Origin of the sequence: Candidatus Protofrankia californiensis (genome assembly GCF_900634765.1) — a bacterium.
In the GTDB taxonomy this organism is placed as follows: domain Bacteria; phylum Actinomycetota; class Actinomycetes; order Frankiales; family Frankiaceae; genus Protofrankia; species Protofrankia californiensis.
Map to the genome: position 1 here is coordinate 8,249 of NZ_CAAAFT010000489.1, position 14,430 is coordinate 22,678.

8 protein-coding genes are annotated in these 14,430 nt (G+C 68.5%); 7 read left to right on the forward strand and 1 reads right to left on the reverse strand.

Features of this window, described 5'->3' with window-relative positions:
- Positions 1 to 1,456, reverse strand: a 1,456-nt coding sequence (locus DD1DGNOD_RS25320; RefSeq protein ID WP_241255988.1) for a DEAD/DEAH box helicase, incomplete at its 3' end; no start/stop codon positions are given.
- Positions 1,457 to 1,786: 330 nt separating this feature from the next.
- On the opposite strand from DD1DGNOD_RS25320, the gene DD1DGNOD_RS25325 reads away from it, so the two are divergent.
- From DD1DGNOD_RS25325 to DD1DGNOD_RS28425, 7 genes are all read left to right on the forward strand, one after another.
- Positions 1,787 to 2,128 carry an anti-sigma factor antagonist gene (locus DD1DGNOD_RS25325; RefSeq protein ID WP_131768844.1) on the forward strand — a complete coding sequence of 114 codons (342 nt, stop codon included), beginning with the start codon at positions 1,787 to 1,789 and terminating at the stop codon, positions 2,126 to 2,128.
- A 140-nt stretch (positions 2,129 to 2,268) separates the two neighbouring features.
- Entirely contained in the window at positions 2,269 to 2,952 is a 684-nt protein-coding gene (locus tag DD1DGNOD_RS30305) for an ATP-binding protein (protein WP_241251857.1), read from the forward strand.
- A gap of 511 nt (positions 2,953 to 3,463) precedes the next feature.
- Entirely contained in the window at positions 3,464 to 5,851 is a 2,388-nt protein-coding gene (locus DD1DGNOD_RS25335; protein ID WP_131771175.1) for a sodium-translocating pyrophosphatase, read from the forward strand.
- Between the two features lie 835 nt (positions 5,852 to 6,686).
- Positions 6,687 to 9,707 carry a type I DNA topoisomerase gene (gene topA / locus DD1DGNOD_RS25340; RefSeq protein WP_131768847.1) on the forward strand — a complete coding sequence of 1,007 codons (3,021 nt, stop codon included), beginning with the start codon at positions 6,687 to 6,689 and terminating at the stop codon, positions 9,705 to 9,707.
- Positions 9,707 to 12,514 carry a dTMP kinase gene (tmk, locus tag DD1DGNOD_RS25345; protein ID WP_430827868.1) on the forward strand — a complete coding sequence of 936 codons (2,808 nt, stop codon included), beginning with the start codon at positions 9,707 to 9,709 and terminating at the stop codon, positions 12,512 to 12,514. Before topA ends, tmk begins: the two co-directional genes overlap by 1 nt.
- Positions 12,515 to 12,675: 161 nt before the next feature.
- Complete coding sequence (locus DD1DGNOD_RS25350) at positions 12,676 to 13,914, forward strand: DNA polymerase III subunit delta' (RefSeq protein ID WP_131771189.1); 1,239 nt, start codon at positions 12,676 to 12,678, stop codon at positions 13,912 to 13,914.
- A 253-nt stretch (positions 13,915 to 14,167) separates the two neighbouring features.
- Positions 14,168 to 14,430: hypothetical protein (locus tag DD1DGNOD_RS28425; protein ID WP_206443428.1), on the forward strand; the 263-nt coding region annotated here is incomplete at its 3' end.

Below are 14,430 nucleotides of genomic sequence, written 5' to 3' on the forward strand. Positions count from 1 at the left end.
GGGCTCCCGCACCGTTGCGACCGGCCCGGCCGGCCTGCTGCCACAGCGAGGCCAGGGTACCCGGATAGCCGGTGATGACGACCGCATCCAGCCCGGTGACGTCGACACCCAGTTCGAGCGCGTTCGTCGCGGCGACGCCGAGCAGCCGCCCCGATCTCAGGTCCGCCTCCAACGCCCGGCGTTCCTCGGGCAGATAGCCCGCACGGTAGGCCGCGATCCGGTCCGCGAGATCCACCGACACCTCGGCCAACGCCCTGCGCGCCGACTGCGCGATCACTTCCGCAGTCCTGCGCGACCGTACGAACACAAGCGTGCGCACGCCGTCGGCCACAAGATCTGCGAGCAGATCCGCGGCCTCGGCAGTCGCCGAGCGACGGACCGGCGTGTTGTTGCGGCCGTCAATCGGGAATTCCGGCGACCCCTCCGAGACGGCTACGGGCACCACCGGCGCCCGTCCAGCCGGTGTTTCCGCCGGTTGGGACGATGTGGACCATGCCGGTCCACAGGCGGCCGGCCTGGAGGAGAGCGGTCCGGAAACAGCTGGCCCAGGGGAAAGCAGTCCGGATACGGCGGCTCCAGAGGAGAGCGGTCCAGAAGCGGCTGGTCCAGAAGCGATCGGTCCGGAACGCGACGGATCCAGCGGCGACGGCCCCGACGGTTCGAACGGAGAGGGCGTCTGCCATGGATATGACAGGGGTGGTTCGTACAGCACGAATCTCATCGCGCCTCTCGGGGAGGCGTCGTCCTCGACCGCTTGTACATCAAGCCCGGTCAGGCGGCTGGCGGCACCTGCCGGGTCCGACACCGTCGCCGACGCCAGGATGAACACCGGTGTCGAACCGTACCGTGCGGACACCCGTCGCAGCCTCCGCAGAACATGTGCGACGTGGGAACCGAAGACACCCCGATAGCCGTGACACTCGTCGACCACGACATATCGAAGACCCCGCAGAAAGGCTACCCAGCGCCGATGGGATGGCAATACACCCTGATGCAACATGTCGGGGTTGGTCAGCACGAACGTCGCATGAGCACGGACCCAGTCGCGTTCGGATGCCGGCGTGTCGCCGTCGTACGTGGCGGCGCGTACGCCTGTCAGGGTGAGTGCGCGAACCGCACGAAGCTGGTCGTTCGCCAGGGCCTTGGTGGGAGCGAGGTAGAGCGCACGAGCGGATGGTTCGGCAAGCAGGGCGCTGAGCACCGGCATGAGATATCCCAGCGATTTACCCGACGCCGTGCCCGTCGCGAGCACCACGCTGCGGCCGGCGTGGGCATGTTCGGCGGCACACGCCTGATGCGTCCACGGTGCGTCGATGCCAGCGGTGCGCAGCCGGGAAACGAGTACGGGATCCGCCCAGGCGGGCCAAGGGGCCCGCGTGCCGGCCCTGGCGGGAACATGTTCAACATGCGTGATGCAATGACTACGACGAGCGTCTGCGCGCAACCGGCCAAGAATAACTGCACCACGATCCGATGCATGCGGATCTGATGCACTCGCCGGGACCGAGGTTCTGTCCACGGTGGCCCAGCGTAGGCGAGGATGCCGGACGGATGTCCCGGTCCCGGCAGGATTCGCCCACCCCTGACCAGCAGCTGCGGGATGTGACGGTCGAACAGAGCGCGAACGGACCGCTACAGACGATCACAACTGTGAACTCCGCCACCAGCACATGGGTAGCCTGCTGTGTCGCGGCGAGCCGGATTGATCCGGGCGTGGGAGGGTAGTGCCGCCGTGATGTCTCAGCCGTCCGGCCGGGCGGCTGTGGAGCAGACGCAAGGAGGACCCGTGGACCTGTCCCTCACGACCCGCGTGGAAGGGGACTTCACGATCGTCGTCGTAGGCGGCGAGATTGACGTCTACACCGCGCCGAAGCTGCGGGAACAACTGATCGATCTCGTATCAGGCGGTTCGTATCATCTTGTCGTCGACATGGAAGGTGTCGAGTTCCTCGACTCGACCGGCCTCGGGGTACTTGTCGGTGGCCTCAAGCGAGTCCGGGCACACGAGGGGACGCTGCGTCTCGTCTGCACCCAGGAACGAATATTGAAAATCTTCCGGATCACGGGCCTGACAAAAGTCTTCCCGATCCATGCGTCCGTCGAGGAAGCACTCGCAGCCAAGGACTGAAGGGCCGACGGCGGCGCGATCATGCTCCTTTCGCGCACGGGGTTCCTGCCGGATCGGCGAAGCCGATCTGGGAGGTCCGGCAGGCCCAGGTCCTCGGGTCACCGTGTGGTCAGTTCCATCGAGAGACAGGTCATCGACGTATGTCCACCGTCGAGTTGCGTTTCGCGGCCCTCCCCGGGCACGTCCGAACGGCCCGGATGATCGCAGCTGCGGTCAGCCGGCGTTCGGGCGTACCGGAGGGGATCCTGGACGAGATCAAGCTTGCGGTCGGCGAGGCATGTGCCCGAGCCGTCAGCGTGAACCGCCGATTCGACCCCCAGGCTCCCGTAATCGTCCGGGTCAGTGACAACGACGGCTCGTTCACGGTGTCGGTGGCCGACCGCGGCCCACAAGGACGTAATGTTTCACCTGCGGACGGTTCACCTGCGAACGGCTGTGGGCAGGTCGACGCGCCCGAACCGCTCTACACCAGCTGTACGAGGCCAGCCACCTCCGGTTCCCGGCCCGCCGTTGCGGCGCCCGCCGTTGCCCAGCCCATCGTTGCCCAGCCCATCGTTACCGACCCCGTGGTTGCCGACCCCGCCGGTTCCCAGCCCGCGGTTGCCGAGCCCGTCATTACCAGTCCGGTCGCCTCCCGAAGGGACATCCGGCGACCGGACGAAGAGGACCTGTGCTCCACGGCAGCCCCGGGACTCGGTCTCGCCCTGATCGAGGGCCTGGTCGATGACTTCACCATCACCACGCGCACCGACTCGTCCGGCATGATCGTCACGATGCGCTGGCCGGTGGACCGGAAAACAACCACACCGATCATGGCCCTCTGACGGCGCGGCGTCGACGGCAACAGGTTGAGGCAGGCAAATCCACGCAGACAGGACGGGCCGAGGAGTGGACGCCGCATGAACTCGGGCGCCGCACATCCACTCCACAACCCCCGAAGCACAATATTCACCGGCTGGTATCAACGAAAAAACGAGCGCATGTTAAGGCCGTGTGGATAGACTGCCGCATCACTCGGTCGATCAGACCGCGTACGCGATGTCTGGAGTGCTCCCCGTGGTACCGAATGGAGAATCGGGAGAACGCGGGCCAGCGCGTTGGTCGCCGCACAACGGCGCGACGGCGGGAAGGGCAACCGCCCGGATCCGTCCCAGCCGGCAGTCACGCCGGCGTCGCACCCGCTTCGCGGGCCCACGCCGACCTGACGTCCTTCCACGCCCGAGCGGCAACCTCGACGACGTCGTCAGGTGCGACGTCCGGCCGTGCTCGCCCGCCAGAAGCCACAACCGGCATGGGGCGGACGCGGAGGGTGCACAGACCTGACCGGGAGGGCCCATGGTCCTGATCCAAGCTGTGGCGGGTACGAATCCCGACGGCGCTGCCATCGAACTTGGCGCAGGTCAGCTCGGGCTGGTCGCCGCGGTGGCGGCCGTGGCGGCCGTGGCGCTGGTGGTGGCCGGCTACCTGGTCCGCGAGGTGCTCGCGGCCGACCAGGGAAGCCCACGAATGATCGAAGTCGGTCGCGCCGTCCAGGAAGGGGCCACAGCCTACCTGCGCCGACAGTTCACCACGGTAGCGGGTTTCGTGCTCGTGATCCCGTTCGTTCTGTTGCTGTTGCCCGCGGAGTCCACCGGCTCCCGGGTCGGGCGGTCGCTCTTCTTCGTCCTCGGAGCCGTCTTCTCCGCGCTGGTCGGCTTCGTCGGCATGTCGCTGGCCACCCGGGCGAACACCCGGACCGCGGCCGCGGCCATCCGGCTCGGGGAACGCGCCGCCATGCGGATCGCCTTCCGCACCGGGGGTGTGGTGGGGATGTTCACCGTCGGTCTGGGTCTGCTCGGCGCGGCGGTGGTGGTACTCGCCTTTCGTGACACGGCTCCGCAGGTCCTGGAGGGCTTCGGTTTCGGTGCCGCTCTGCTTGCGATGTTCATGCGAGTCGGCGGTGGCATCTTCACCAAGGCGGCGGACGTCGGCGCCGACCTCGTCGGCAAGATCGAGCAAGGCATCCCCGAGGACGATCCACGCAATGCGGCCACAATCGCCGACAATGTGGGAGACAATGTCGGCGACTGCGCCGGGATGGCCGCAGACCTGTTCGAGTCCTACGCGGTGACGCTGGTAGCCGCGCTGATCCTCGGCGTGAAGGCATTCGGCGAGAACGGGCTGATCTTCCCACTACTGATCCCGGCCGTCGGCGTGCTCACCGCGATCATCGGCATTCTCTCGGTCGCCCCGCGCGCCGGTGACCGCAACGGCATGGCAGCGATCAACCGGGGCTTCTTCACGTCCGCGGTGATCTCCGCCATCGGAGTCGTCGTCGTCTCGCTCGTCTACCTTCCCAGCAGCTTCTCGGGGTTTCCCGGGATGGCGAACAGCAGCCAGAGCGGCGACCCGCGGTTCATCGCGATCACCGCGGTTCTGATCGGCATCGTGCTGGCCGCGGCGATCCAACTGCTCACCGGCTACTTCACCGAGACCAACCGCAGGCCGGTCCAGGACATCGTGAAGGCGTCGACCACCGGCCCCGCAACCAACATCCTTTCCGGCGTCGGCGTCGGTCTGGAATCGGCGGTCTACTCGGCGTTGCTTATCAGCGCAGCCGTCTTCGGTGCGTACCTGCTCGGATCCGGCAGCGTCACCGTCGCGTTGTTCGCCGTGGCGCTGGCCGGCACCGGTCTGTTGACGACGGTCGGCGTAATCGTCTCGATGGACACTTTCGGGCCGGTCAGCGACAACGCCCAGGGTATCGCCGAGATGTCCGGTGACACCGAAACAACCGCAGCGGTCGCAGCGACCGGAGCAGCTGGCGGCGCCGGAACAGCCGGAGCTGGGGCCGCAATCCTCACCTCCCTCGATGCCGTCGGGAACACCACCAAGGCGATCACGAAAGGTATCGCGATCGCCACCGCGGTACTGGCCGCCACCGCCCTGTTCGGATCGTTCACGGACACGGTGAACGAAGCGCTCGTCGACGCCGGCCGGGCCGTTGGATCGTCCCGCACCCTCAACATCGCCTATCCCGACGCCCTGGTCGGCCTGATCATCGGCGCGGCAGTCGTGTTCCTGTTCTCCGGGCTCGCGATCAACGCGGTCGGACGCACCGCCGGACGGGTCGTACTCGAGGTACGCAACCAGTTCCGGACGAAGCCGGGTATCATGGACGGAACGGAAAGGCCCGACTACAGTGCTGTCGTCGACATCTGCACCCGTGACTCGCTGCGGGAGCTGATTACTCCAGGCACCCTGGCGGTTCTCGCTCCGATCGCGGTCGGTTTCGGGCTGGGCTACCCACCACTGGGCGCCTATCTCGCCGGGGCAATCGCCGGGGGCGTCCTCATGGCCGTCTTTCTCGCCAACTCCGGTGGGGCCTGGGACAACGCGAAGAAATTCGTCGAGGACGGCAACTACGGCGGCAAGGGGTCGGACACGCATGCGGCAACCGTTATCGGAGACACCGTAGGTGACCCTTTCAAGGACACCGCCGGACCTTCGATCAACCCATTGATCAAGGTAATGAACCTGGTCAGCCTACTGATCGCACCTTCGGTGGTGAAATATTCGGTCGGCGACGACGAGAACAAACCGCTACGAATAGGGATAGCGCTGGCGGCCATCGCAGTGATCGTCGCAGTGATCGCCTACTCCAAGCGACATGCTTCCGCGCTCACCGTCACGCCCTCGGTAACCGAACAGCGCCCGGCCACCAAGACGAAGGCCGGAGTATGACGGCTGCCTCCCAATGACTGATCACATTCTCGGTGGCTGCTCCGGCCCCGGGCAGACGGGCCTGCTCCCCGTACGGGGGGCATCTGTGAGGAGGTCTGGAAGGAACATCGGATGACTTCAGCGATCCTTTGGCTCTACGGTGACGGCGTCGGCGTGCTGACGCCCGCTGCGGGCGCCGACCATCACCGTAAGCTGCGGGCGTCAGCGGTGGGCACAGCGGTGGGCACAGCGGTGGCCGGCGCCATCACGGGCGGCTCACCTCCCTGCGTGCCGGAGGGAGTCCAGAAACGAATGACGTGGGCGCCAGCCCGCCTGACACACCGGGAGCTGACACACCGGGAGGAGGGTGAGCACCACGGTCCGCCGGAATCTGGACGGGCATGAGCGGCTCCATGCCCTGCCGGACACGAGGTCAGTGACACGAGGTCAGTGACACGAGGCCGGTAACGCGTCATCGGCGACGCTGGTGCTGGTGACACGGCGTCAGTGACAGATGCATCCGATATGGTGTACGTCCGGTTTACACAGACCCTGGCCGGTCGACGCAGGCGGACCCGTGGGCACGACGAGGCGTACGGTCTGCTCCGGTGTCCGCGACGCGGACGCCGGGCGGCAGCTGACACACCGGTGTGCGCCGACCTACTGTCGGCAGGAGGACCGCCGCCCGAGACGCGCCGCAACGGGTCCCGGGCAGGTTCTCGAACCGGCGGCCGGCCCGTCCGCACTGTCCATACGCCATGCATGCCACAACGCATACAGGGCGCAACCCATACAGGCTGCAACCCATACAGGCCGCAACGCCGAAACCGAACTGCCCCCTGCAACGAGGAGAGAAGTGCCCCCGCGCACGAAGTCGACAAACAGCGGGACGCGCCGGTCGAGCGCCAGGCCATCGACGCCGGCCGTCGAACCCACGGCCGGTGACGTCGCCGCCGAGCCCGATACGGACGCCGCCGCGTCCGGCAACGGTGCCGTGTCCCGTGGACGCACCACGCGGACCACCACCCGTGGTAGCCGGGCCGGCACATCATCGCCGACCGCGGGCGCCACCGGTATCCGGCTCGTGATCGTCGAGTCCCCTGCCAAGGCGAAGACCATCGCCGGCTATCTCGGCTCCGGCTGGCGGGTCGAGTCCAGCATCGGACACATCCGGGACCTGCCGCAGAGCGCCGCCGACGTTCCCGACGCCCACAAGGGCAAACCGTGGGCTCGCCTCGGGGTGGACGTCGACAACGGCTTCGAGCCGCTCTACGTGGTCACTCCCGACAAGAAGTCCCAGGTCAGCAAGCTCAAGGCGCTGGTGAAGGACGCCAGCGAGCTCTACCTGGCGACAGACGAGGACCGTGAGGGCGAGGCTATCGCCTGGCATCTGCTGCAGACACTGAAGCCGACGGTGCCGGTGAAGCGGATGGTCTTCCACGAGATCACTGCGCAGGCGATCCGGCGGGCGGTGGACAACACCCGCGATATCGACGAGAACCTTGTCGACGCGCAGGAGACCCGGCGCATCCTCGACCGGCTCTACGGCTACGAGGTCAGCCCCGTGCTGTGGAAGAAGGTCATGCCGAAGCTGTCGGCAGGCCGGGTGCAGAGCGTGGCGACCCGCATCCTGGTGGAGCGCGAACGCGCCCGGATGCGTTTCTCCCCGGCCGAGTACTGGAACATCGAAGGTGTATTCGGCGTGCTGACCGGCCGGGACGCCGAGCGCGGAGGCGCCACCGACGGTGACCGCACGGCCGACGCCACGCCGCTGCCGGCGAACCTGGTCGCGCTCGACGGCCGGCGGCTGGCCACCGGACGCGACTTCGACTCCTCGGGGCAGCTCACCTCCGCCGAGGTCGTCCGGCTCGACGCGGACGCCGCGCGCACCCTGGCCGACCGGCTCGCCGACACCGCGTTCGCGGTGCGTTCGGTGGAGACCAAACCGTACCGCCGCTCCCCCTACGCACCGTTCATGACCTCCACCCTGCAGCAGGAGGCCAGCCGCAAGCTGCACTTCTCCAGCCAGCGGACGATGCAGGTGGCGCAGAAGCTGTACGAGAACGGCTACATCACCTATATGCGGACGGACTCGACGAACCTGTCCGAGACCGCGCTCGCCGCCGCTCGTGAGCAGGCCCGTGCCCTCTACGGGGCCCAGTACGTCCCCGAACGTCCCCGCACCTACACGAAGAAGGTCAAGAACGCCCAGGAGGCGCACGAGGCGATCCGCCCGGCCGGGGAGCAGTTCCGGACGCCGGGGGAGGTACGCGACGCGCTGGCCGACGACGTCGACGGCTACCGCCTGTACGAACTGATCTGGCGGCGGACCGTCGCCAGCCAGATGGCCGACGCCCTCGGCACATCTGCGACCATCCGGATCGGCGGCGTCTCCAGCGCCGGGGAGGACGCCGAGTTCTCGGCGTCCGGGAAGGTCATCACCTTCCCCGGGTTCCTGCGCGCCTACGTCGAGGGCGCGGACGATCCCGACGCCGAGCTGGACGACCGGGAGCGGCGGCTGCCGGACGTCCGCCAGGGCGACGCCCTGACCACCCGGGAGCTCAACCCGCGCGGGCACACGACCAACCCGCCGCCGCGCTTCACCGAGGCGAGCCTGGTCAAGACGCTTGAGGAGCTCGGTATCGGGCGCCCGTCCACGTACGCGTCGATCATCTGGACGATCCAGGCCCGCGGCTACGTGTGGAAGAAAGGCAGCGCGCTGATCCCGAGCTTTGTCGCGTTCGCCGTGATCGGCCTGCTCGAGGAACATTTCGGACGTCTCGTCGACTACCGGTTCACCGCGTCGATGGAGGACGACCTGGACGACATCGCCGCGGGCACGGCGGCGTCGATCGACTGGCTCACCCGGTTCTACTTCGGTTCGAACGCCGGCCAGGAGGGCGGGGTCGCGCGTGCCGGTGGGCTCAAGCACCTGGTCAACGAGCGGCTCGGCGAGATCGACGCCCGCGAGGTCAACTCGATCCCCCTGGGGGTAGCCCAGGACGACCAACCCGTGGTGATCCGGGTGGGGAAGTACGGCCCGTACATCCAGCACGGTGACGAGCGGGCGAGCGTCCCGGAGGACCTGCCTCCCGACGAGCTCACCGTGGACAAGGCGATGGCGCTGCTCGGCGCACCCAGCGAGGAACGGTCGCTGGGCACCGACCCGGAAAGCGGCGTGACGATCACTCTCAAGGTGGGACGTTTCGGCCCGTACGTGTCGACCGACGACGATCCGCCGCGCCGGGCGAGCCTGCTGGGCACGATGACCCCGGAGACCCTCACGCTCGCCGACGCCCTGAAACTGCTCACCCTTCCCCGATCGCTGGGAGTCGCTGAAGATGGGGAGGAGGTGACGGCCCAGAACGGCCGCTACGGACCCTATGTCAAGAAGGGGTCGGAGAGCCGCTCGCTGGAGTCGGAGGAGCAACTGTTCACGGTGACGCTGGACGAGGCACTGGCGCTGATCGCGCAGCCCAAGACGCGGGGACGCCGACGGGCCGCCGAGACCCCGCCGCTGCGTGAGCTCGGTCCTGATCCCGCCACGGGCGCCGCCATGGTGCTGCGGGAGGGCCGCTTCGGTCCCTACGTCACCGACGGTACGACCAACGCGAGCCTGCGCAAGGGCGACGACATCGCGTCCATCACCGTGGAACGAGCAGCCGAGATGCTCGCGGAGAAACGGGCCCGCGGCCCGGCGGCACCCAGACGGCGGACGGCGCAGCCGGCCAAGCAGTCGGCGACCAAGAAGACCACCAGGCAGTCCACGGCCAAGAAGACCACAGCCAAGAAGACGTCTGCGCAGCCGGCCACCACGACGGGGACGGACGGCGGTACGCAGGGCGCCTCATCGCCCCGCCCACGACGGACGGGCTGATGGGCCCTCCGGTGGATGGCGCCTACGACCCGCCGCGGTCACCGACCTCGACGGCGCCGTCGGGCGGCGGCGGGACGTCCAACGGTGGCCACCCGCCGGCTGACAGCCACCCGCCGCCTGGGGCCCGCCCACCGGCCCCAGGTGCGGGGGATCCCGCGGGCGCCACCGCCGCCACGACCGGTCCCCCGGCTCCCACCACGGCCGGCGGGCGGTCATGGTCGAACCGGCCCCCTGGAAGACCGCCTGTCGTGACGGTCCCGTCACCGCCGGCCGGGCCCGCTGATCCCCACCGCAACACCGAGGGGGACATCCGCGCGGTCCTGCGGATACCGCAGTTCCGGCGGCTGTGGCTGGCGCTGACGCTGTCCAGCCTCGGCGACTGGATGGGCCTGCTCGCCACGACCGCGCTGGCAAGCTCCCTGCAGGCGGGCTTTTCGGAGAAGGCGTACGCGATCGGCTCCGTCCTGATCGTCCGACTGCTACCGGCGCTGATCTTCGGACCGCTCGCCGGTGTCGTGGCCGACCGGCTCGACCGCAGGCTGACGATGGTCGTCGCCGACGTCCTACGGTTCGGGCTGTTCGTCTCCATTCCACTGGTCGGGACGCTGGTGTGGCTGCTCGTCGCATCCCTGCTGATCGAGTGCGTCAGCCTGTTCTGGAACCCGGCCAAGGACGCCAGTGTGCCGAACCTCGTGCCCGTGCAGCGGCTCGCGACGGCGAACACCCTGAGTCTGATCACCACATACGGTTCGGCACCGCTGGCTGCGGCGATCTTCTCGTTGCTGGCCACCCTGTCGCGGACGCTCGCCTCCAGCGTGTCGTTCTTCAAGACCTCCCCCCTCGATCTCGCGCTCTACTTCAACGCGGTGACGTTCCTGGTGTCGGCAGTGGTGATCTTCCGGCTGCGTGGCATCGGCCGGGCCGAACGCCACGACGCCGAGGTGAACCCGAGCTTCTGGTCGTCGATCACGGAAGGTCTGCGGTTCGTCAGCCACGACCGGCTGGTCCGCGGTCTGGTCGTCGGGATTCTCGGCGGTTTCGCCGGCGCGGGGTGTGTAGTGGCGCTCGGGCGGCTCTACGTCCAGCTTCTCGGCGGCGGTGACTCCGCCTACGGCGTCCTGTTCGGTGCGGTGTTCGTCGGGCTCGCCGCCGGCATGGCGCTCGGGCCGCGGCTGCTCGGCGACTACAGCCGCTCCCGCCTGTTCGGCCTGAGCGTCACCGCTGCCGGCGTGACCATGCTGCTGGTCGCCGTCGTACCCAACCTCGTGCTCGCATGCATCCTCGTCGTCTTCGTGGGCGCGTTCGCCGGGATCGCGTGGGTCACCGGTTACACGCTGCTGCAGGCAGGGGTGAGCGACGAACTGCGCGGACGGACCTTCGCGCTCGTCCAGTCCCTGGTCCGCATCGATCTGCTCCTGGTGCTGGCCGCGGCGCCCGCGCTGGTCGGACTCATCGGCTCGCACCACGTCAATCTGTGGGGCAACCTGCACGTGCGCACCGACGGCGTCACGATCGTCCTGCTCGGCGGCGGTCTGCTCGCGGTGGCTGTCGGCCTGTTCTCCTACCGGCAGATGGACGAACGCAGCGGGGTCGCGGTCCTGCCGGAACTGTGGAACGCCTTGCTGGGTCGGCGCGTCGTACCCGGCCGTCCTCGTCATGCCGGGCTGTTCATCGCCCTCGAAGGTGGTGAGGGCTCCGGCAAATCCACCCAGGCCGAACGACTGCGATCGTGGTTGGCGTCGTCCGGGCGCGAGGTCGTCGTGACCCGCGAACCGGGCGGGACCGCCCTGGGCACGAAACTGCGGGAGCTGCTGCTGGACCCCGCGGCGCGGCTGCACCCTCGCACCGAGGCACTGCTGTACGCCGCGGACCGCGCCGAACACGTCTCCCGGGTGATCGAACCTGCTCTGGCCCGCGGCGCGGTCGTCGTCAGCGATCGCTTCGTCGACTCCTCCATTGCCTACCAGGGCGCCGGACGCCAGCTCGGTGCGGACGACGTCGCCATGCTGTCGCGGTGGGCGACCCGCTCCCTGGTCCCGGACGTCACGATCCTGCTCGACATCCCCGCGGAGGTCGGACTCGGCCGGGTACGGGCCCGAGCAGGCATGAACAGCTCCGTTCGTGATCGTGTCACAGGTCACGAACATGGAGGTGCTCCCGGTTGTGGCGGCACTCCCGATCGCAATGCGAGCGGCACGCGGAAGGCCGGCGGCGGGGACGGCCCCGCTCCCGGTATCGAGGCACCCGGTATCGACCGGATCGAGGCCGAACAACTGTCGTTCCACGAACGCGTCCGCGACAGCTTCCGCCAGCTCGCCGAACGCGCACCGGACCGGTACGTCGTCCTCGACGCGAACTGCCCGCCGGAGACCGTGCACAGCGAGATCCGCAATGTCGTCACCGAGCACCTGCGTCAGGGGCGGGAGTACGACCCGGTCGCCCCCCACCCGCATGCCAGGCCCGCACCCGACGACCCACCCGCCTTGGACACCGAACCCGCGGTGCCCGCGCATCCCGGGCTGCCTCCGCATCGTGCGGTGCCCGAGCATCCCACACACCCGCCGGCGGCCCCGAGTCCGGCTGAGACGTCGCAGGCCACCGGCCCTGCCGACCCGGCTGGTCCGACCGGCCCAGCTGACCCCACGGGTCCCGCTGCCCCCACGGATCCGGCTGTCCCCACCGATCTGGCTGATCCGGCTGACCCCTCCGAGGGGACGGAGGCGGGCGACGCGCCCGACGCCACCGGTCCGGCGGACGATCCCGCGACGGTTCAGGGGGCTCGGCAGGAGGCTCCCTGCATCCAGTAGCGGCTCGCTGACGTTCATCCGGTAGCCGGGGTGCCCTGGTGGACCCTGCTCCACGGTCGTGAGCGGCGGAATGCCGGGGGATGTCGCACGCAACTCCCGGCGTGTTTCTCGCATGTCCACCCATCGTTGGTGGTGAGGTGCTCGAAGCGGACAATGACGCGGTGAGCGTGTGGGACGTCCTGGTCGGCCAGGCACCGGTCGTCGAAACCCTCTCCGCTGCTGCCGCGGCAGCAGCCGGGGTGAGCGGCGCCGGCGGGCCCGCGGCGGCCCGTACCGGCATGACCCACTCATGGTTGTTCACCGGCCCTATGGGTGCCGGCCGTTCGACGGCGGCGCGGGCGTTCGCGGCCGCGTTGAACTGCGAGAACATCCCTCCTGGATGCGGTAGGTGCACCGGCTGCCACACGGTGCTGACTGACACCGCCGCCGACCTGCGCACAGTCCGGCCGGAAGGTCTGTCACTCGGCGTGAAGGACGTCCGGGAGCTGGTACGGGACGCGGCCAGCGCGCCGACGTCGGGCCGCTGGCGGGTCCTGCTGGTGGAGGACGCCGACCGGCTCACCGATCAGGCGGCGAACGCCCTGCTCAAAGCCTTGGAGGAGCCCGCGCAGCGGTCGGTGTTCCTGCTGTGCGCGCCTTCGGTGGACGACGTCCTGCCCACCGTCCGGTCCCGCTGCCGGGTCGTTGCGCTGCGCCTGCCCCTGCCGGCGGACGTCGCCGCCGTGCTGGCCCGCGGAGGTGTCGAGGAAGCGGTCGCACGGCTCGCCGCCGCGGCGAGCCAGGGGGACCTTGAGCGTGCTCGCGCGCTTGCCACCGACGAGGCGACCCGGGCCCGGCGGGCCGAGGTGCTGCGTATCCCCACTCGCCTGCGGCGGACCGGTGACTGCCTCGGCGCAGCGGCGGACCTGATGAACGCGGCGAACGCGGATGCCGATGCGGCGAACACCATACGTGACGAAGCCGAGACCGAGGCCCTGAAGACCGCACTCGGTGTCGGCGCGACATCCTCCGGCAGCACCGCGAAACGTTCCAGGGCTGCCAAGGCGGGCGTGAAGGGTCGGGCGATGACGGTCCGGGGGGCCACCGGCGCGCTCAAGGAACTGGAGAAGAATCAGAAAAGCCGTGGTCGGCGCACGGTGCTGGACTCCCTCGACCGAGCACTCGTCGACCTCGCCGGCTGGTATCGGGACGTACTCGTCCTGCAACTGGGTGCGCCGGTGGACGCCATTCACCCCGATCACCACGAGCTGGCCGCACGGCTGGCCCGAGGATCCACACCCGAACAGACGCTGCGCCGGCTCGAAGCCGTCCTGGGATACCGCCGCCGGCTGGCCGACAACCCCGGACTTGTTCCGCTGCTGACGGTCGAAGCCCTCACCCTCGCCCTGCGCGCCGGCTGAGAACGGCGATCATGTGATCTCCGGCCGGCCAGGCTGGCGCGGCCGCTGTGATCAGCCCTGTGATTCTCCCCTCATCCCACGAACTATCCGATATATTACTGTATTTTTCAGCCGAATCCGATCCACGCCAACAGGTCGGTACGATACGATGTCCGAAACGATACCGTACATACCCTGAAGCAGAGAGTAACGACAAAGAGATCGGATAACGGAGTTCGACAAATAGTTGGCACACGTTCATCAACGTTGTCATATGTTCATCAGCAAACGATCATTATTGCCGTGTCGGATGACCGGCCCATCCGCGACGACATTGTCGGACCGTCAGAATTACCCGGCCCGGCAGCTCCCCGGGGGGAAACTCCATGAAAAGCTCCTTACCGAGAACGGCGATCGTCCGAAGAATTACCTCCCCTCGCAGGGAACGGGAAGAGCGGCGATGAGCGGAATCATTCGGCAGCGAACCGGACCGGCCGGGAGCCGCATTCTCGGCGTCGGCGCCTATCGCCCGATGAC